This window comes from Flavobacterium sp. P3_A6, from assembly GCF_056403035.1.
In genome coordinates, this window is sequence record NZ_JBFUGG010000020.1 from 1 (window position 1) to 19,635 (window position 19,635).

The following is a 19,635-nucleotide window of genomic DNA, read 5'->3' on the forward strand; positions in this document are numbered from 1 at the left end:
AATAGTAGCAAAACATGGGATTAAAAGTAGCAAAACATGGGATTAAAATGAAAGGATGTGTCGCCGTTCAGAGAAAGTTATTGGAATTGATTTATGTTCTTTATAAAAACAAAACAACTTACGACAAGGATTATAAAAAAAATAGCGTGCAAGCACAAAAGGCATAAGCACGCTATACAGTCTAGCTCTATGGCCGACTTAGAGGACAAATTTAATGATAAAAAWTAAAAAATAAAATTTAGATTTATTAGAAAATCAACACAGAATCTTTTCGCTGCAATCTTGTTGCCCGAACCCCGGGCAACAAGGATTTTCACTGCAATCGGGGCTAGACGAGAAGTGTAGTTTTTCATAAAAATTTTAGCCGGTTGTAGTGTTGTACTTTACGCGTGGAGGTTTATTTTTTAGATTGCCAAAATCTGTCTTTCCCTTCTGCTATCCATTCTAATGATTGGGTAATTCTTTTATTTCTGGTTTCATCTGTCTTTGCGTCTGCAATCCAGATAATATAATTTTTACGAAATGAAGGCGATTTATTTTCAAAGATTTCGGTTGCTTTGCTGTCTTTTTTTAATGCGTCGATAAATGCTGTAGGAGCAGCAACTTCTACTGCTGATTTCTCTTTTACTGGTTTGGGTTTCGCAGTGCCATTTTCGTTTAATGCTATCGCTTCTTTGAGATATGCAATTAAAATTTTCTTGTCAGGCAGTTCAGATATATCTTTGACTTTGTCCATATAACCGAATTTTTTACCTGCTTTTACACTTGCCTGTATGTCCTCATCCTTCATCAATTCAGCTTTGTACAAACTAAAAGAACAATGCTGTTTAAAACCGCCCATCATAACTAAATGGTCGCCTTTGTAGGAATAATGCGGAGTTCCCCATTTAATATTTTCTTCTACTTCGGGGCAGGTACTAAAAATTAGTTCTCTTAAATGGGTTAGAATAGGTTTTGCAAAGTCAGCCATTTTTGCAATGTAAGCAGTAACGTCTTTGTTATAATTTTCCATTGATTGATGAATTTAATTTGTAGTTTCTATATTCCGTCTGATAGCGGTGTTGTTTTGTATTTTGTTGCCATATCATTCTTTATTCTTACAAATATAAGAAGTACAGGATTGTTATTAAGCAATTTTATACGCTTTGTCTGCTTTACTTTGTGGATACAGAATTTAATTTTGCACTATCGTTGTGTAGATCTGCGTTGTCAGGTTAAAATAACCGCTATCAAAAATAAATGATAAAAAATTTTGATATATGACCAATCGGTCATATATTTGCGCTGTAATTCTTTAGAATAGATAAAGTAAAGAAACAATTATCATGACAAAAGGCGAAGAAACCAGACAATTCATCTTAGAAAAAGCCGCTCCCATTTTTAACACAAAAGGGATTGCAGCAACTGCTATGAGTGATATTATGGAAGCGACCAAATTGTCTAAGGGAAGTATGTACGTTCATTTTGAAAATAAAGAAGTCCTTGCCTGCGCTGCTGTAGATTACAATATGAAAGTATTGGGAGACAAATTGATGGCAAGACTGGCCAAAAGCAAAACAGCCAAAGAGGAGTTGTTTACATACATCGATTTCTTCAGCAATGCTGTAAATCCGCCCCTTACCGGAGGTTGTCCTTTATTGAATTTCGGGACAGAGGCTGATGACACTAATCCAGTTATCAAAGAAAAAATAAATAAGGGTATCAATTTAAATCAGAAGGTGTTAGAAACCAGTATAAACAAAGGAATTGCCAATTCTGAATTCAGAGCCGACTGGAATGCAGTCGATTTTGCCACCGTAATCGTTGCCATGATGGAAGGCGGTCACTTAATATCAAGAATGTCAGGCAATAATGATAAGATGAAAATAATTACCAGTACCCTAAAATCAATGATAGAGGAAAACAGCCTCTAATTTTTTTTATCAAAAAAATGACCGATAGGTCATTTTAAAGCACTAATAACAAAAACAATTTCAATAGTAACAACATTAATAATCAACAATTAACAATTAGAAACCATGTCAAAAACAATTTTAATTTCAGGAGCATCAAAAGGATTTGGAAGAATCTGGGCAGAAGCATTTTTAGCAAAAGGATATCAGGTAGCTGCAACAGCAAGAAATATTGACACCTTAGCCGACTTAAAAGCACAATATGGAAATGCGATTTTACCGCTAAAATTAGATGTAAACAAACGCGAAGAATCGTTCGAAGTAGTTAAAAAAGTGCAAGAGCATTTCGGAAAAATTGATATCCTGATTAACAATGCCGGTTATGCTTTAAACGGTGCTGTTGAAGAAGCCAGCGAAAGCGAAGCAAGAGCACAATTCGAAACCAATTTCTTCGGAACTTTATGGTTAACACAGGCTGTCCTGCCTATTATGAGAAAGCAGCAAAGCGGTCACATCATTCAGGTTTCTTCTATTTTAGGGATTGTCGCTTTGCCCGTTTTAGGACTATACAATGCTTCTAAATTTGCCGTTGAAGGTCTAACTGAAACGCTGGCTTCAGAAGTGAAACAATTCGGAATCAATGTAACTTTATTAGAGCCAAACGGTTATGCTACTGATATCTGGGGTAATGGATTCAACAGCCAGAGCATCGATGCTTATGATGGACTAAAAAAAGCAATTGTAGATGGACATGATCCTGATACTTTCGGGACAATAAGTGCTACAGTTCCGGCGATTATCAAACTGGTAGAAGCTGCAAATCCTCCTCTGCGACTATTTTTAGGAAAAGTGGCCTTGCCATTCGCTAAACAAACCTACGAACAAAAAATTGCTGTCTGGGAAGAATGGGCTGACGTTTCTGCAGCAGCACATAGATAATTAATATTCTGATTTTTTTAAGTTCAGTAAACGGGATTGTTTCTTTTTAGAAACGATCTCGTTTTTTTATGAGGAGATGTTTCCATTGAACTCTCTCGGGAGTGGCAGAATAACGAGATGATTTTTAGGAGCAGAAAATCCATTTTCATAAGAACTTTAGTCCCGCTGTCCACTACAATCTTGTGAGCCGAACCCCGGCTCACAAGGATTTTCACTTCCATCGGGGCTAAACGAGAAATTTAGTTTTTCATAAAAACTTTTGCCGATTGTAGTCCTCAGGGCTGGTACGAGTGCAATGTCATTAAGTTAAGGATATAAAGTCATTGTTTTGTCATTCCGAAGAATGAGGAATCGCATTAGATACTCACTTTTAGTGATTCTGTATGCCGACTCTTGTTACGTGATTCCTAGTATCTCGGAATGACAAAAACTGAACGAATTATGCGTAAAGTTTGTCATCTCGACGCAGGAGACTCGAGCGATAGCGAACAGGCGAAGCAGATCACACAAATAATTTAACAATCTATTTCTTCAAACCAATTTCTTTAGCGATTAAGACTATAACATAAAGTATCAAATTCTACTTTCAAAACGGTAATTTAAAAATTCAAAATTATCATTAAACGAACGAATTAAATCTAGTTTTTTCTCTCTTCTCCATCCCTTAATTTCTTTTTCTCTAGCGATAGCTTGCTCAACCCATGTGAAATTTTCGTAATAGACTAAAAATTCAATACCATATTTTGAAGCAAAAGTTTTATTTCCTTTTTCTATGTTTTCTTTATGTTGCTGCAATCTTAGTCCTAAATTATTTGTCATGCCAACATAATAAGTTGATCTATACTTATTTGTAATAATATAAACATAATAGCTATGATAACCTTCTGTATATTCAATCATATTTCGATAATTTATACTGCTTAGAACACTTTCAATCAATACTAATATAAAAAAAAATCATATTGCGTAGCAAACTTTATGTGATTCCTCGTACCTCGGAATGACAAAAACTGAACGAAATAGGAGAGAATCATACGCAAAGTTTGTCATCTCGACGTAGGAGACTCGAGCGATAGCGAACAGGCGAAGCAGATCACATAAGTAGCTCCGTAACATTTACTTTAGTACAATAATAGCTAATCTATCGAATGTTAAGTCTAGAGAATATAAAGTTCGTGATAAACTTTATGTGATTCCTCGTGCCTCGGAATGACAAAACGGGAACGAAATAGGTGTGAATTATGCATAAAGTTTGTCATCTCGACGCAGGAGACTCGAGCGATAGCGAATAGGCGAAGCAAATCACATAAGTAGCTCCGTAACATTTACTTTAGTACAATAATAGTTAATTTATCGAATGTTAAGTCTAGAGAATATAAAGTTCGTGATAAACTTTATGTGATTCCTCGTGCCTCGGAATGACAAAACGGGAACAAAATAGGTTTACATTATCCATAAAGTTTGTCATCTCGACGAAGGAGACTCGAGCGATAGCGAACAGGCGAAGCAAATCACACAAGTAGCTCCGTAACATTTATTGTAGTATAATAATAGCTAATTTAGCTAATGTTATGTCTAGAGAATACAAAGTGTGTGACAAACTTTATGTGATTCCTCGTACCTCGGAATGACAAAACGGGAACAAAATAGGTTTACATTATCCATAAAGTTTGTCATCTCGACGAAGGAGAGATCACACAAGTAACTCCACAATCCTTATATAATTAACATTATTCTCTTAACTTAATGAAGATTGCATTCGAGCCAGTGGATCCAAATCCTCCTAATGGAGCTGTTTTATTATATCGTTAGTCGTTACAATCATAAAAGCCTTGTTTATACTTTCGTATTGTCTTGCGCCTGATTTTCTTTGTTTTTCTAGCACCTTTTTTAGTATGGTAATATAATCCCGTGTCTTTGAATAATTGGGCTGTATAGCAATTTTTTTCAGTTACAGTAATTTCAATTGGTCTTCCTCCGAAAGTTGAAATAATTAAAACATCACCAGCTTTTGCCTGTATAATAAATTTTCCATCTGCATCTGTCAACGTTTTCACAGCTGTTCCTTTTACACTAACTTCTACCTGTGCTGGCAGGCAATAATCTTCAAAAACAAAACCTCTGATTATTTTAGTGTTTTTATTTGTTTCCTGACCGAAAGAAAAAGCAGTAAAAAGTAATAGCAAAAAAAATATTTTATTCATAATGTAGGTATTTCTTCCCATCCGCAAAGTCGCTGTTAGCGCAGTTTTGCATTCATAAGTGTTCGAAACCTTATTTAGGTTTGAGAATATCATCAACTTGATTAGAATTTCCGCCACATTTTTCTACAATGTCTTTGATTATTAAAACCTCTAATTCATTAGCAAACTTTAGTTTTGGAATTTTATATCCTTTGAGATTATTCAGCTTTTTATAAACATTTAGAAGAATTGCCATAATTAGAGTCATATACATAACGACCTTTATTCCATTGACATTTCTGGTTAGTAAATGACTAAAATTCAAATTTTGTTTGATAAATTTAAAGAAAACCTCAATTTCCCATCTTTGCTTATAAATCTCCACTATTTCTTTAGATGTCAATTCCTTACTATTGCTCAGAAAATAAAATACTTCCTTAGTTTCTTTTTCTTTAGCAATAATCAAACGTAAAAAATTTTTGGTTCTTTTATTTCTTTTGTCAAATAGCGTTACTTGTAAATCTTGTTCTATAATTAATCGTTCTGTCTCATTCTCGACAATATTTAATTCATTTATTGTTTCAAAACGAGCATAATTATTAAGACGTGTTACAAAAATCTGATCCTGTTTGCTAAACTCTTCAAAGCTAGATCTAGCCTGAAGACCTCTATCGAAAACTAAGATATTATTAGTACTTAATGGACATTCATTTATTAATTCCTTTAATGCAAATTCTTCTGAAAGAAACTGCTGTTCTGTGAATATTTTTGAATGAATTGGCACGTTTGAAAATGCCATACTGAATTTTACGTATTTCTTATCTCCTTTCTTATTAAGTTTCATTCCATCCTTTAATAATTTTGATGAAATTGTAACCATAGTGGAGTCAAAAGAAATGATATTATGCTTTTTCTTTAAATATTTAGTTTGAAATTGGGTAAGACAACTATTAAAAATTGCTTCAAAATAATCAGGATTAATAGTAACGAGTCTATCTCTTATTGAATTATATTTTACCCCTTCAAAGCTATTGTTTGCAATATTTTTAAAAGCTAATGAATGGTAAAATTCCTCCATTATCCGAAGACTATTTTCTCGAACGTTTAACATTGAGAATAGCAACAACTGAAATATAGTTTGACCGTCAAGTTTCTTAACTTGATAATTAACTTTATACTCTAATAATAATCTTTCTAATTCTGCTTTAGGAATATAGTTTAAAACATCAGAAACTTTCATCGTTTTTAGTTCAAAAATAAGTATTTTTAAGGTTTCGAACACTTATGAATGCAATTCTGCGCTATCGTTGCGTAAATCTGCGCGAGCAGGCATTATATGTAAAGTTTGTCATCTCGACGAAGGAGAGATCACACAAGCAGCTCCGCAATCTATTTCTTCAAACCAATTTTTTAGCGATTAAGACTATAAAATAAAGTGTCAAAATCCACTTTCAAAACGGTAATTTAAAAATTCAAAATTATCATTAAACGAACGAATTAAATCTAGTTTTTTTTCTCTTCTCCATCCCTTAATTTCTTTTTCTCTAGCGATTGCTTGCTCAACCCATGTGAAATTTTCATAATAGACTAAAAATTCAATGCCATATTTTGAAGCAAAAGTTTTATTTCCTTTTTCTATGTTTTCTTTATGTTGCCGCAGTCTTAGTCCTAAATTATTTGTCATACCAACATAATAAGTTGATCTATATTTATTTGTAATAATATAAACATAGTAGCTATGATAACCTTCGGTGTATTCAATCATATTTGGATAATTTATACTATTAACTAAGATAAAAAAAGCTTCATATTGTGTGACAAACTTTATGTGATTCCTCGTACCTCGGAATGACAAAATCTGAACGAAATATTGGCGAATCATACGCAAAGTTTGTCATCTCGACGAAGGAGACTCGAGCTATAGCGAACAGGCGAAGCAGATCACACAAGTAACTCTTTAATATTTACTTTAGTACAATAATAGCTAATATACCCAATGTTAAGTTTAGAGAATACAAAGTACGTGACAAACTTTATGTGATTCCTCGTACCTCGGAATGACAAAACCTGAACGAAATAGGAGCGAATAATACGCAAAGTGTCATCTCGACGCAGAAGAGATCACACATAAGACTTAACATTCCTAGTGAAATCAAGACTTCTTTTTAATTTGATGACATTGCATTCACGTTAGCGCGATGCAATTCTGCGTTATCGTTGCGTAGATCTGCGCGATCGGTTTTGGTTTAGGAAATAAATATAGTTTCCATCCATATAGATCTTCCTAATTCTGTCAGTTCCAAACCATTCTCAGTGTTTACAATTATCTCTTTTTCTATGAATGTTTTAATGGATGAAGGCGGAACGCGTTGTGCTTCAAATACCCCCGATTTATTTATCATTGATTTAAAAAATTGTTGTTCCAAGATTGAAAAATTATTGTAAATTTTTTGAGCTGTGCTTTTTTTCCACTCATTTAAGGCTTTTGGTTCTTCGACATTAGATTTATTAATTGGTAAACTCTCATTTGGTACTTGAAAAGAATTAACTTTTTCAATAAATTCTCTGATTTTTTGTCCGACTAAAACAGCATTTGTTGAGATTGGAAAAGTTCTGCGAAGTGTTTCAATGAATTCAACCACTCTGTCGTGATTATTAATTTTAAAACCCATTTCTCTTGGATCAAGCGCACCATTTTGAAATTCATAACTTGATATATTGAATTCTGGAGTGAAGATCATTGTATGCTCATTTTCTACGACCCATGCAGCTCCCATTTCATTTAAGCAAGCAATGCTTGAGTAATAAGCTGTTGAAAGTAAGTATACAACGTGTGGTTTTTCAGTGATTTTTGCTTTTAACCAGTTAAAAATATTTTGACCTGTGGGAATTCCAAAAGCATCATTACTCGTAAAAATAATTTGCTCGCTATTTACGCCAATTGCAACTAATAAATCTACTATGGCTTGTCCATAATTTGCATTTTTTGATGAATGTGAAATAAATATTTTCATTAGTTTAATTTTTATATCGGCAAATATAGCTAAATGTTATTATTGTAGTTGAATGTGCTTAAAGCTAATTTATTTAGCAAGTATTTGCTAGACTTTCACAAATTAACAGAAGAATTTTTAGAGTATAAAACATCTTGATAAACCACAAAAACTCTAGCCCTGATAGCAGTGAAAATCCTTTTGTGCCGTCTCGTCCCAAAAGACGAGAGGCACAAAAGATTGAAACGAATAGCAGGAATCAGCTCCAAAAAAAAAATGCTGTAAAACCTAAGTCTTACAGCACTTTCGCCCCAAATTAACCAAATAAAAAAACTATTCTTTTATATCATCACCTTCTATAATTTCTTCGCTGGCGATTTTTACCAGTTTATCATTTGAATTTAAATCACCGAATATTTCAATTTTATCATCGATTTCTCTTCCTTTTTTGACATCGATTCTAGTGGCTTTGTGGTTTACCACTTTAATCACAAAAGTACCTTCAGCAGAATTTACCAATGCCGATTTTGGAATTACAAATGTGCTGTCTTTTGCGTTAAGCGGTAACAGCACTTCGGCAACCATTCCGGGCAGTAAATTGCCGCTGGTGTTGTGAACGTCCATTTCAACTCTTTCGGAACGCAGTTTCAAGTCCAAAGCGCCGGACATTCTCTGAATCTTTGCTTTGAAAGTATCAGGCAGTGATTTTACATTAAAACTCATTTCGTCGCCATTGTGTAAATATCCCGTGTACAGCTCCGGAATAGAAACCGCCAAACGCAGTTTATCCTGCTGCTGAATGGTCAATAATGGCAGATCGGAACCTTTTCCGGAAGGACCGACATATGTTCCTAAATTCACATTTCTAGCTGCTACAACGCCGTCAAAAGGAGCGCGGATTTCAAGATAACCTCTCATAATCGAAACTTCTTTGTGCGCTGCAATCGCCGCCTGATACTGCGCATAATCAGAATTTTTCTTGCCGCTTGCCATTTCCAGATCGTTTTTGGAAATCGTTCCTTCTACTTTGCTCGTTTCATACAAACGGTTGTAGGTGCTTTTGCTGGTGAAATAAATGGCTTCCATCGATTTTAATCTCGATTCGGCAGCAGCCAATTGCGAACTGATTTCGGGAGCTTCCAAAACAATCAAAAGCTGTCCTTTTTTAACTTCGGTTCCAATATCAACCTTTAATAATTTGACAAAACTGCTCACTTTCGCGTATAAATCCACTTGCTGAAAACCAGTTAATTCGGCTGGTAAACGCAATTCGGTTGTTAGTTTTTCTTTTGTCAAAAGAAAAGTTTCTGTTTTAGGTTCGATTTCTGTGACAGCAGTTTCTTCTTTTTTGGAATTACAGCTGCTCAGAATAAATAGTGCTGTAAAAAACAGCGCGGTCGGTTGTATAATTTTATTTTGCATTTTTCGGATTTATTGATGAGATATAATGGATGCTTTCTTCGTCTTCTGGATCTAAGGAAACGGATTGTGTTGAGGTATGTTCCTGCGCCCAGGCAAAAATCAAAGGCAATATTAGCAATACGGCAAAAGTCGAAAATAACAATCCGCCAATAACGGCTCTACCCAACGGAGAAACCTGATCGCCTCCTTCGCCATGACCAATTGCCATTGGTAACATTCCTGCAATCATCGCCACCGAAGTCATGATAATAGGACGAAGACGAAGCGCCGCAGCTTCACGTGCCGATTCTAAAGCGTTACCATTTATTTTTCGCAATTGCTCGGCATTGGTAACCAATAAAACGGCATTGGCAATCGAAACCCCAACCGACATAATGATTCCCATATACGACTGTAAATTGAGCGTTGAACCTGTAATGGTCAGCATTAATAACGCTCCTAAAACTACCGCAGGAACTGTTGTTAAAATCACTAACGAAACCTTGAATGACTGAAAATTAGCGGCCAGCATTAAGAAGATTACGAAGATGGCGACTAATAATCCAACTTGTAAACTGCTTAATGTTTCTTCCAATACTTTACTCATCCCAATTGGATTGATGAATAACCCCCGCGGTAATTCGCCCAATGAATTTATCGTTGCAGCTACATCTTTAGCCGCCGTCCCTAAATCGGTTTGATTGATGTTTGCTGTAACCGTAATGTATGGCATGGCTCCTAAATTGTCATTTTCACCGCTTACAAAGCCTGGTGTAATTTTTGCAACGTCACTTAAAACGGGACGAAGCGAGTTTTTTAATACTGGAATTTCTCCGATATCGGTTTTGCTTTTCATTTGATTCAGCGGTACCTGAACCTGAACATTCACTGATAAACCTGATTTTTCATCAATCCAGGTGTTTTTCTCCGTATATCTCGATGATGAGGTAGAAGCAATCAGCGAACGCGAAATATCATTCATATCCACGCCCAATTCGGCAGCACGTGTTCGGTCAATGTCAATATTCATTGCAGGATAATGAATCGGCTGACCAATTTGCACATCTCTGAAATAAGAGAATTTTTGAAGTTTGGCTACAATTTGATTAGCATAGGTTTCATTTCGTTTTTTGTCTTTTCCTGCAATTCGGATTTCAATTGGAGTAGGAGAGCCTTGACTCAATACTTTATCGGTCAGTTCAATAGGCTCAAATGAAATTTTTACATCGGGCAGAATCTTTTTAATTCTGGCTCTAAGATCATCTTTAAATTCGTCCATATCCGCTTCATAATCTTTCAAACTCACTTGGAAAACAGCTTCGTGAGAACCTGCCATAAACAGATAAATCGGGTTGATAGAGAACAAGGACGGATGCTGACCAACATATACCGAAGATATTCCGATGTGTTCATTGCCCACCATTTTCTTCAATTCTTTCAATACTAAAATTGCTTTTTCTTCGGTGCGTTCCAAACGTGTTCCGTCTGGAGCGCGCATTCTCAATTGAAACTGACTTGAATTGACTTTCGGGAAAACGTCTTTTCCAATAAACGAAATAAACACAACAGCAAGAACCGTAATTCCTATAAGATAAACCAAAGCGGTTACTTTTTTGTATGGAAACAAACGATCTAAGGTCTTCATAAATCGCAATCTGAATTTTTCAAAACGGCTTATTTTTCCATCGTTATTAAAATCATCTCTTTCGACCATCATTTTTTTCTGCGTAATCAATTCTTTCTCCGATTCAGGAGTCAGTCCGCAGGCGTTAAATTCGGCTTCATCATCCGTAATATTTGGCGCATGTTCGTGTTTTGGATGGTCTTTCATCAGCCAGTTTGCCATTACAGGAACAAATGTCTGCGACAGCAAAAATGAAATCACCATCGAAAATCCAATCGCTAATGCCAACGGCAGGAACAAAGCTCCCGGAATTCCTACCATTGTAAAAGCGGGTGCAAATACGGCAAGAATACAAAGCAAGATTAATAATTTTGGCAAAGCTATTTCCTGACAAGCATCCCAAATGGCGAGTGCTTTGGGTTTTCCCATATCGAGATGCTGGTGAATATTTTCGATAGTTACCGTACTTTCATCCACCAAAATTCCAATTGCCAATGCTAGTCCGCTTAAAGACATTAAGTTGATCGTCTGCCCAAATAATTTCAAAAATAAAACTCCCGAAATAATCGAAATTGGAATCGTCAGAATTACAATCAAAGCGGCACGTCTGTCGCCAAGGAAAAGCAACACCATTAAACCGGTCAAAACAGCACCGATAATTCCTTCGGTAATTAAACTTTTAACCGAATTGATTACGTAAACCGATTGGTCAAATTCGTATGAAAGCTGTACATCTTCAGGAAGTGTGCTCTGAATTTTAGGCAGTTCTGCTTTTAATTTCTGAACCACATCCCAGGTCGAAGCATCTCCCGCTTTGGCAATACTGATATAAACCGAGCGTTTTCCGTTTACCAAGGCGTATCCGTTGGTAATATCGGCTCCGTCTTTTACAGTGGCAACATCACCTAATTTTAAGTTCTGAACACCGCCTTTAAACAGCGGAATCTGTTCAAAATCCTTAATTTCTTTGATCGTATTATTAGTAGGCGTGAGGTAATTGGTATTCCCGATTCTAACATTTCCAGAAGGAGCCGTTTGGTTGTTCACACGAATCGCTTCCACAATCTGATCAGGTGTCATATTGTGTGAACGGAGTAAATCTGGATCGACGTTAACCTCTACCGTTCTTGGGCTTCCGCCAAAAGGTGCCGGCGATAATAAACCCGGAATCGAAGTAAACGAAGCACGAACGTAGACGTTGGCCAAATCCTGTAATTCATTATTGGAACGTATTTTACTGCTCAGTACTAATTGTCCGATTGGCAGCGAAGAAGCATCAAAACGAATGATAAACGGCGGTTGTGTTCCTGGAGGAAATGCCGCCTGAATTCTGTTTGACAGCGCACTCAATTCGGCAGCAGCCTGAGCCATATTCGTATTTTCGTAATAGGTTAATTTCATAATCATTAACCCTTGTATATTCTTGGTTTCTACCGATTTTACGCCATTGGCAAAAGGTAAAATATTCACGTAGTTTTTAGCAAAATAAGCTTCCATCTGGTCAGGTGTATAACCTCCAAACGGATGCGCAATGTAGATTACCGGTAAATTCATTTTCGGGAGGATATCTACTTTGATGTCTTTGATGGCACCAATTCCGAAGAAAAATAAACCGGCCACCAATACTAAAATAGAGATGGGTTTGCGGAGTGCAAAACGTATTAAATTCATTGGGATTTTTTATTAAAATTCAAATTATTAAATATTTAAGAGATAAAAAAAATGAAACACATAGAATCATAGAAAAAAGATTGTCATAGACCAATACTTGGTTTTGCTTCGCCTGTTCGACCTTCGGTCTCGGGTCGCATAGCTTATGTATTCTGAAATTAAGTGAAACGACTAAATAAAACCAATGCTGACTATGTTTCTATGTGTTTAAATTTATAGGTTAAAATTCATTTGTAAATAAGTCAAAATTGCCCGTGGCCGCTACTTTTAGCAAATAAGACTGCCACACGTTGTTATTGATAATGTCGCGGTCAATTTCGGCACGATTTAGAGTAAACATGGTTTGTGTTAAATCGGTCAGATCCGTCAATCCATTTTTATATAAAGTTGATTTTTGTAAATAGGCGCGTTGTGCAGCATTCACCTGAATCGGAGCTTCGGCGTAATTCTCCAGCGTGATTTTTATTTTATCATCAGCCAATGCCAATTGCGATTTCAATTCTCTGTCCGCCTGATTGTATTCTTCCTGTAAGGCTTCGGTAACAAACTTCTGCGCTTTTACCTGTTTACTCATTTTAAAAGGAGTCGTCAGATTCCAGCTGATTCCAATTCCGACCAAATAATTAGTGCGATCAGGATTTACACCGTCCCAATAGTTCTTGGTAAAAGCAGTCTGATCGATGGCATAGCCTGTATTAAAACCAGATGCCCGAGTCTGCAGAACACCAAACGCACTCATGGTTGGGTAATAAAAACGTTTGTATAATTTGACCTGCTGATTGCTGTAATCGGTCTTGGTTTTATAAAATTGTAACAGCGGATGCAGACTGTCAGGAGCTTTTTCTGCGAAAGCTAATTGTTTCGGAATCTGATTCACAAAAAGCGTATCGGCTATGAAATCATGAGGTGCAGCGCCCATCAAATCGACCAGTTTGTTGTTTTGTTCTTTGACGAAATTTCGAGCCAGATTTAAAGCGATTTTAGCTTTCGAAACTTCGGCGGTGGCTAATGTAGAATCGACTCCGGCCAATAATCCGTTTTTCACGCGGGCAACGGCTGTTTTTTTGAAAACTTCGGCACGGGACAGATTCTTTTGCTGTGAAATCAATAATCTTTGGCTCGCCAGTAAATTTAAATAAGCTGACGAAATCTTAATCTGCAGCTGGAATTTTTCCTGATTCAAATCTTTTTCTTTCGTCTGAACATCGGCTTTGGCCAAATTGATTTTTTCCTGCGCTTTTCCGAAAGTGAAAAAATCCCAGTTCATGTTGACGAGGTACAAAGCACCAAATGCAGCATTCCAGTTTTGCTCCGGAAGTGCTGGTCCTGAAGAAGCCGTTCCTAAACCATTGAAACCGTATAAAGCACCATTCTGACCGTTGATTGTCCCGTAATCCTGCTGAGCGGATAGGTTTAAGTTAGGAAGATAATCGCGTCGGGACTGTTTAAGTGTTTCCTGCGAAGCCTTGCTGTAATTGCTTTTTGCTTTTACAGCACCGTAGTTTTCAAGACCTGTTTTTATGGCTTCTTTTAAAGACAGGGTTTGTGAAAAGCCGGAGCTGGCAAAAACCAAGAAAAATAATAAAGTGATTTTTTTGAAATACATAAAACTCAAATAAGAAATTATGCTTCAAAATTATTTCTCTTAAGCGGATATAAGCGTCCTTAAATGATGTACTGCAATTATAAATGACCAATTGAATTGGTCATTTATTGGTAATAATAATTAAAAAATTGTGGTTAATTTGTAAACTATTTAAGTATGAAAATGAACAAAAAGTTTAATGATATAATGGAGAATAAATGGTGGCAGGAAATTGCTGTCGTTGCTTTTTCATTTACGATTTATACCTTGAAAAATGATTGGATGTTATTTAGTTCTTTCATTTCTATTTTGATGGGGATTTTTTTCTATTGCATTTTGTATATGCATGCCCAATTTAACCGGTTTTTTATACTTCCCATATTATTCAAAGAACAAAGACCGCTAACTTATATTGTTTTAACTCTCTTGGCAGTATTCGTGTTTTCAATAGTCTTATATGAAATTACGTCTTTGGAGATGTTTGCCAAATGCCATTTGTATCAAAACTCCCATCAAAGAAGTTATGTTTATCAATTGGCAAGTGTTTTAGGGACATTGGTTTGTATTTTGAGTCCGATAATTGTTTTTAAATTCTATAGGATTAATAAAAGACAAACAGATGAAACGCTGCTTTTCAATCAGATGCAGCTGAATTCGCTGAAAGGACAATTAAATCCTCATTTTTTATTCAATACTTTTAATACCCTTTACGGAATCAGCTTAGAATTTCCTGAAAGAACACCCGATTTGATTATGAAAGTCTCGCAGTTAATGCGGTATCAATTGGAAAGTAATAACAAGCAATGTGTTTCTTTGGAAGACGAACTGGAGTTTATTAACAGTTATATTCAGTTGGAAAAAGAGAGAGTAGGTTATCGCTGTGAGATTACTTACGACTGCAAAATTGACAATGAGAACGCCTATAAAGTTTCTCCGATGCTGTTGATTGCTTTTATAGAAAATGCTTTTAAACACGGAACCTGCGCTATCGAAAAATGTTTTGTGCGCATCATTATTACTGTCGAAAACGGCTTACTGCATTTGCATGTTGTGAATTCCATTCCGAAGAAAACCGATGTGGTTTCGACAAAAATTGGTTTGAAAAACACCATTGAGCGTTTGAATCTGATTTATGGAAAAGATTACGAACTGGATATTAAAGATGATAAAAATACTTACATTGTAGATTTGAAACTGCAGCTAAAAAAGATTGTATAATGAAACGCCCATGATTAAGATAAAACAGAGGAATTATTATCTAGGCGTTACATCCTCCGATAAAAAACATATTATAAACAGATGAAAGAACCAAAAAAATGTATTATTGTTGACGATGAACCGGCAGCGCATTATGTTTTGGCGAATTATATCAAGCAAAACCCGCAGTTAGAATTGATGTTTCAGGCTTATAATGGCATTGAAGCGATGGATTATCTTCGGGAGAACAAAGTTGATCTGATGTTTTTAGATATCAATATGCCCGAAATCTCAGGTATGGAACTGCTAAAAATCCTTCCAATTTATCCAAAAACGATTTTAACGACTGCTTACTCTGAATTTGCTCTCGAAAGTTATGATTATGGCGTGATTGATTATCTTTTGAAACCTATTTATTTCCCAAGATTTTTAAAGGCTATCGAGCGTTTTTTCTCCATAGAAATCATAAAAACCGAACCCGAAGAAGCTGTTGTCAATTCTATAAGCGTGAAAATCGACGGGTATTTGACAGATATTGAATTAGACCAGCTTTTATATGCGCAGAGTTTTGGTAATTATGTGAAACTGCATACTGCCAAGAAAACGTATTTGGCTTCGATTACTACCAGCGAGTTAGAAAAAGGCCTTCCCGAAAAAAACTTTATCCGGATTCATAAATCCTATATAGTTGCTATCAATAAAATTGATGATGCTGACAAAGATTTTGTTTTTATTAAAAAAGAAAAACTGCCTATTGGGATCACTTACAGAAGAGAATTAACCGACCGGTTGAAAAAATAAAATTTAGAAATAAAAAGTGCTTACTAATCCAATTATTTCGAAAATGAAGCCTGCTGAGATTAATTTCCTGCAGGCTTTTTTTTATATCTATCTTTCATGTTTTGTCATTCCGAGGCACGAGGAACCACACTATTTGAACTTATTTTTTCCCAAATCCGTCTAAAATTAATCAATTTCTAAAGGGAATTATCTGATTGATTGAAAAACACTCCTTTTATAAATTTTGATTAACCGCTGTTTTCCAGATTGGCAGATTTACACCTTTAAAAATAAGCCATAAACTAAGTGACAGTTCTGCAATAAAACATGGCATTAGCAATGTGATACTTGAAAATTGCGGAGCAAGAAGCAGTGCAAAACTATTTGTCAGATAACATAAACCCGCAATTGACATTAGAACTCCAATTGTTTTTGGGAAATAACGGGATTTAAAAAACAAATATCCTTCAAAAAGACAGACAAACCCAAAAAAGATTAAACCGATTCCAAAACCAAAATCATGCAGTTTAATGGAAAGATAAGATAATGCATGCAGTTGATCAGGGCTAAATGATTTTAGATATTCAGCATCTCCCAAGAAAAATAACGCAGCCAGCAGATTCAGTTTATTGACTACCAAAACAGCAGTTTGTATTAAATTAAAAGACAAGTTAAGTAAGGCAAGTTTTTTGTTTACGGGCTTAAGCAGGTAATACAGAATTACCATTACAGGCAAATCACAAATATGCATAATCAAATCGCCACTGATGCCAATTCTCCATAGCAATTCTGAATGCATAATATTGTTTGCGGTGGCAGTTGCATCTCCATAAACAAGTAATTTGTTTCGAACCAAAAGTTCTCCAAATACGCCTGCTATTATAATTGTTAGATAAAGTACTCCAGCTATCCTTGCATAAAGCTGTGGAGAGCCTTCAAAATTTTTGAGAGAAAGTTTCATATTTGATTACATAGTTTAAAGTATGACGGTTAAAATATGAAATTGTTACCAGTATTTTAAAAAAAACGGTATCTATATAAAATCATATTTTTGTCTGGTGAAAGCTGGTAATGGTTTTGACTTTGTTTGAAATGATGTAATAAATTTCTTCTGAATGCCAAATGCCCTAGCCCAGATTGCTTCGCCAGTTCGCTATCGCTCGTGTGAAGAGAAAATCCTTTTTTCAGGCTATTTTTATTAGCCTAAAAATGATTAGAATGATAGTTGGAATAGTTCAAAAAAGCAATATTTTTTATGTCAATTTTGAATTCACCTGATTCCTAAATCCGTATAAAACTGATCAATTTCTTTGGTGTTCCAGCCCATCGCCGTGATTATATTTTTAGCTTTTTTTGCATTTTCGATTGCTGCTTTTTTATCATTGATTTTGTTATACAGTCTGGCTAATAAAAGCGTGCTTTCGGCAGAATTTTTAATTTCAATTGAACGTTTTGCCCAAGAAATTGCTGTGGTTAAATCTTCTTTTTTGTTTACATGCTCAACATAGACTTTGCAAATTTCATTGATAGCCGAATAATCATTCCATGCCCATTTCTCTACAGATTCTAGAGTGGTCTGCTGGTACTTTTTCCAGTTTTTTGAGGCTTCATATATTTGTAAATCATACCTGAAAACCAAAGAATCTGCTTTTGCCAGATTGCTGTTTTTTGCCAGAATTCTGTTTTTGGAATAGCTGACGGAATCCAAATAATTAACATTCTGTCTTAATGTTTTATTGACTATGCTTACAATTTTGGTTTCGACTCTTTTTGGCGAAGCCACTTTGGCAAAATCATTTTGATGATTTATGATTGTTTCAAATCCTTTTGAATTCAGTTCATTAACACCAAAGGCTATGATTTTCCAATTGACAGCAGTTATGAGCTGGTCTTTTTGGGTTGCTAAATACTTGGCAGTAACGTCGTCGCTTTTGTCTGAATCAATACTTTTCCTTAGAGCATTTAAGTAAATAATGCAGTTTTCGGGATTCCTTACATCTTCATTAAACTTTTTTTCCAAATAGGGCAGCTGCATATTTGGGTTTAACGCTTTTTGAGCTTCATTAATAAAATCTTCGGTAGTAAATTCGCCTCCGGTACTGTAAAGGTGGGTTTCATTTTCGTCCAAAAACAGAAAGGCGGGAAAGGATTTTATGTTAAATTTTTTCATAAAGTCTTTTCCGCAGGCTGTTTCAGAATCGATCATTACATTAATGAAATTGCTGTTGAAAAAAGTAATCACAGCTGGCTCTTTTAAAACGGTATTCTTCATTTTATTGCAATGGGTACACCAAGTGGCGTAGACCATGACAAAAATTGTTTTTTTGGACGCTTTGGATTGTTCAAGTGCCAATTTATAATCGTTTTCTATAAAATTTATGGTTGCTTTTTGTGCCTTTAGCGTTGCTGTTAATAGCAATAAAATAATAATGCAGGTATGTTTTGCAGAAGTTTTCATTTATTGACGTTTTGGTGCTAATTCATTGATGTTTTGAAATTGCAATTTAATGTTTTTGGCTGTATTAAAACAGAGTTCCTTGTATTAATTGTGGCTGAGGATTGTTGTTAAACGGAAAAGTATCAGTTACAAAAAACTGTTTTATGTTCTCGTCAAATTGGCGTAAAACCACGCTGTCACAAACAAAATACAAATCGATTTCGGTAAATAAATGGTTGGCTTTTATTAGATTTTCGGGACTTAGCCTTCGGGCAATAGAGAGATGCGGATTGTCGCTTTTTTTTATGCCCTGAATTTGAAGGGATTTGTTAAAACGTTTCATGATGTGTTTCAAATCCTTTTTTGAATTTTTGTCGGGTGCTATAAAAAATGCGCCGTTGGGAAAGGAACCAAAGCTGTTCAAGTGTACTGTAGCGGGAGTCAAAGAATCGCATAGTGTGCTTATTTGTTTTTTGATGGATTCAATCGCAGTTTCGGTTGCTTTAAATTCGCAGATGGTAATGTGTCCTACGGAGTTTTTACTATTGTACCAGCCCACTTTGGAGGCCAATTGCTCTTTCATTGTTTTGACCAAAATGAGAATGTCCTCCGGAGGATGAATAACTAGGGAATATAGCTTTTCCATGTATCTTTTTTTGTAAAAATAAAGATTTCTGCCATTAAGTTAAAAATTTAAGAAAATTCCAAGATTTATTTTTCAAGTATCTTAGTATTCTTATAAAAGCGTAAGTCAGGATATGGAAGATTTGTTTAAAGCTGGTTTTGTTTGTTTTTAACTCAAATACCAACTAACTTAGCATGCTAATTTTAATAAAGAAGAAGCAATTTATAAGTATTTTGTTTCGCTGTTTCTATTTGTTATTGGTAAATTTGGACCGTTTAATTGTGTTTTTTACACGTATTAAAAAATTA

General features: G+C 35.3%; 17 protein-coding genes. 5 read left to right on the forward strand and 12 right to left on the reverse strand.

Annotated features, from left to right (window positions below; all coding sequences use genetic code 11):
* Positions 1–14: 14 nt before the first annotated feature.
* Positions 15–167 carry a hypothetical protein gene (locus AC1DVP_RS16600; RefSeq protein WP_477184603.1) on the forward strand — a complete coding sequence of 51 codons (153 nt, stop codon included), beginning with the start codon at positions 15–17 and terminating at the stop codon, positions 165–167.
* A gap of 230 nt (positions 168–397) precedes the next feature.
* Here the strand turns inward: AC1DVP_RS16600 and AC1DVP_RS16605 are convergent, their stop codons facing one another.
* Complete coding sequence (locus AC1DVP_RS16605; protein ID WP_477184604.1) at positions 398–1,012, reverse strand: YdeI/OmpD-associated family protein; 615 nt, start codon at positions 1,010–1,012, stop codon at positions 398–400.
* A 313-nt stretch (positions 1,013–1,325) separates the two neighbouring features.
* On the opposite strand from AC1DVP_RS16605, the gene AC1DVP_RS16610 reads away from it, so the two are divergent.
* Positions 1,326–1,913, forward strand: a complete 588-nt coding sequence (locus AC1DVP_RS16610) for a TetR/AcrR family transcriptional regulator (RefSeq protein WP_477184605.1) — start codon at positions 1,326–1,328, stop codon at positions 1,911–1,913.
* Positions 1,914–2,018: 105 nt separating this feature from the next.
* On the forward strand, positions 2,019–2,831 hold the full coding sequence (locus AC1DVP_RS16615; RefSeq protein ID WP_477184606.1) for an SDR family NAD(P)-dependent oxidoreductase: 813 nt from the start codon (positions 2,019–2,021) through the stop codon (positions 2,829–2,831).
* Between the two features lie 573 nt (positions 2,832–3,404).
* Here the strand turns inward: AC1DVP_RS16615 and AC1DVP_RS16620 are convergent.
* The 8 genes from AC1DVP_RS16620 to AC1DVP_RS16655 all read right to left on the reverse strand — a co-directional run bounded on the left by AC1DVP_RS16620 (position 3,405) and on the right by AC1DVP_RS16655 (position 14,309).
* On the reverse strand, positions 3,405–3,731 hold the full coding sequence (locus AC1DVP_RS16620; RefSeq protein ID WP_477184607.1) for a GIY-YIG nuclease family protein: 327 nt from the start codon (positions 3,729–3,731) through the stop codon (positions 3,405–3,407).
* Positions 3,732–4,639: 908 nt separating this feature from the next.
* Complete coding sequence (locus AC1DVP_RS16625; RefSeq protein ID WP_477184608.1) at positions 4,640–5,035, reverse strand: hypothetical protein; 396 nt, start codon at positions 5,033–5,035, stop codon at positions 4,640–4,642.
* 70 nt (positions 5,036–5,105) lie between these two features.
* Positions 5,106–6,254 carry an IS4 family transposase gene (locus AC1DVP_RS16630; RefSeq protein WP_477184609.1) on the reverse strand — a complete coding sequence of 383 codons (1,149 nt, stop codon included), beginning with the start codon at positions 6,252–6,254 and terminating at the stop codon, positions 5,106–5,108.
* A gap of 198 nt (positions 6,255–6,452) precedes the next feature.
* Entirely contained in the window at positions 6,453–6,779 is a 327-nt protein-coding gene (locus AC1DVP_RS16635; protein WP_477184610.1) for a GIY-YIG nuclease family protein, read from the reverse strand.
* Positions 6,780–7,260: 481 nt separating this feature from the next.
* The gene (locus AC1DVP_RS16640) at positions 7,261–8,028 is read right to left on the reverse strand and encodes a toll/interleukin-1 receptor domain-containing protein (RefSeq protein WP_477184611.1); all 768 of its coding nucleotides are present in this window, start codon (positions 8,026–8,028) and stop codon (positions 7,261–7,263) included.
* Positions 8,029–8,340: 312 nt separating this feature from the next.
* Entirely contained in the window at positions 8,341–9,429 is a 1,089-nt protein-coding gene (locus tag AC1DVP_RS16645; RefSeq protein WP_477184612.1) for an efflux RND transporter periplasmic adaptor subunit, read from the reverse strand.
* On the reverse strand, positions 9,419–12,703 hold the full coding sequence (locus tag AC1DVP_RS16650; RefSeq protein ID WP_477184613.1) for an efflux RND transporter permease subunit: 3,285 nt from the start codon (positions 12,701–12,703) through the stop codon (positions 9,419–9,421). Before AC1DVP_RS16650 ends, AC1DVP_RS16645 begins: the two co-directional genes overlap by 11 nt.
* Before the next feature lie 220 nt (positions 12,704–12,923).
* The gene (locus AC1DVP_RS16655; protein ID WP_477184614.1) at positions 12,924–14,309 is read right to left on the reverse strand and encodes a TolC family protein; all 1,386 of its coding nucleotides are present in this window, start codon (positions 14,307–14,309) and stop codon (positions 12,924–12,926) included.
* Positions 14,310–14,471: 162 nt separating this feature from the next.
* Here AC1DVP_RS16655 and AC1DVP_RS16660 point away from each other — a divergent pair, with 162 nt between their 5' ends.
* Positions 14,472–15,506: a sensor histidine kinase gene (locus AC1DVP_RS16660; RefSeq protein WP_477184660.1), complete on the forward strand. Its 1,035-nt coding sequence runs from the start codon at positions 14,472–14,474 to the stop codon at positions 15,504–15,506.
* A gap of 81 nt (positions 15,507–15,587) precedes the next feature.
* Complete coding sequence (locus AC1DVP_RS16665) at positions 15,588–16,286, forward strand: LytR/AlgR family response regulator transcription factor (RefSeq protein ID WP_477184615.1); 699 nt, start codon at positions 15,588–15,590, stop codon at positions 16,284–16,286.
* Positions 16,287–16,500: 214 nt separating this feature from the next.
* Here the strand turns inward: AC1DVP_RS16665 and AC1DVP_RS16670 are convergent, their stop codons facing one another.
* The 3 genes from AC1DVP_RS16670 to AC1DVP_RS16680 all read right to left on the reverse strand — a co-directional run bounded on the left by AC1DVP_RS16670 (position 16,501) and on the right by AC1DVP_RS16680 (position 19,348).
* Positions 16,501–17,226 carry a DUF4386 domain-containing protein gene (locus AC1DVP_RS16670; RefSeq protein WP_477184616.1) on the reverse strand — a complete coding sequence of 242 codons (726 nt, stop codon included), beginning with the start codon at positions 17,224–17,226 and terminating at the stop codon, positions 16,501–16,503.
* Positions 17,227–17,535: 309 nt separating this feature from the next.
* Positions 17,536–18,723, reverse strand: coding sequence for a thioredoxin family protein (locus tag AC1DVP_RS16675; protein WP_477184617.1), 1,188 nt, complete (start codon positions 18,721–18,723; stop codon positions 17,536–17,538).
* A 64-nt stretch (positions 18,724–18,787) separates the two neighbouring features.
* Entirely contained in the window at positions 18,788–19,348 is a 561-nt protein-coding gene (locus tag AC1DVP_RS16680; RefSeq protein ID WP_477184618.1) for a 2'-5' RNA ligase family protein, read from the reverse strand.
* Between the last annotated feature and the right edge of the window lie 287 nt (positions 19,349–19,635).

Bases quoted from the DNA above. Each gene is read 5' to 3' on its own strand.
- AC1DVP_RS16600 (WP_477184603.1), top strand. From the start codon at position 15: ATGGGATTAAAAGTAGCAAAACATGGGATTAAAATGAAAGGATGTGTC.
- AC1DVP_RS16605 (WP_477184604.1), bottom strand. From the start codon at position 1,012: ATGGAAAATTATAACAAAGACGTTACTGCTTACATTGCAAAAATGGCT.
- AC1DVP_RS16610 (WP_477184605.1), top strand. From the start codon at position 1,326: ATGACAAAAGGCGAAGAAACCAGACAATTCATCTTAGAAAAAGCCGCT.
- AC1DVP_RS16615 (WP_477184606.1), top strand. From the start codon at position 2,019: ATGTCAAAAACAATTTTAATTTCAGGAGCATCAAAAGGATTTGGAAGA.
- AC1DVP_RS16620 (WP_477184607.1), bottom strand. From the start codon at position 3,731: ATGATTGAATATACAGAAGGTTATCATAGCTATTATGTTTATATTATT.
- AC1DVP_RS16625 (WP_477184608.1), bottom strand. From the start codon at position 5,035: ATGAATAAAATATTTTTTTTGCTATTACTTTTTACTGCTTTTTCTTTC.
- AC1DVP_RS16630 (WP_477184609.1), bottom strand. From the start codon at position 6,254: ATGAAAGTTTCTGATGTTTTAAACTATATTCCTAAAGCAGAATTAGAA.
- AC1DVP_RS16635 (WP_477184610.1), bottom strand. From the start codon at position 6,779: ATGATTGAATACACCGAAGGTTATCATAGCTACTATGTTTATATTATT.
- AC1DVP_RS16640 (WP_477184611.1), bottom strand. From the start codon at position 8,028: ATGAAAATATTTATTTCACATTCATCAAAAAATGCAAATTATGGACAA.
- AC1DVP_RS16645 (WP_477184612.1), bottom strand. From the start codon at position 9,429: ATGCAAAATAAAATTATACAACCGACCGCGCTGTTTTTTACAGCACTA.
- AC1DVP_RS16650 (WP_477184613.1), bottom strand. From the start codon at position 12,703: ATGAATTTAATACGTTTTGCACTCCGCAAACCCATCTCTATTTTAGTA.
- AC1DVP_RS16655 (WP_477184614.1), bottom strand. From the start codon at position 14,309: ATGTATTTCAAAAAAATCACTTTATTATTTTTCTTGGTTTTTGCCAGC.
- AC1DVP_RS16660 (WP_477184660.1), top strand. From the start codon at position 14,472: ATGAACAAAAAGTTTAATGATATAATGGAGAATAAATGGTGGCAGGAA.
- AC1DVP_RS16665 (WP_477184615.1), top strand. From the start codon at position 15,588: ATGAAAGAACCAAAAAAATGTATTATTGTTGACGATGAACCGGCAGCG.
- AC1DVP_RS16670 (WP_477184616.1), bottom strand. From the start codon at position 17,226: ATGAAACTTTCTCTCAAAAATTTTGAAGGCTCTCCACAGCTTTATGCA.
- AC1DVP_RS16675 (WP_477184617.1), bottom strand. From the start codon at position 18,723: ATGAAAACTTCTGCAAAACATACCTGCATTATTATTTTATTGCTATTA.
- AC1DVP_RS16680 (WP_477184618.1), bottom strand. From the start codon at position 19,348: ATGGAAAAGCTATATTCCCTAGTTATTCATCCTCCGGAGGACATTCTC.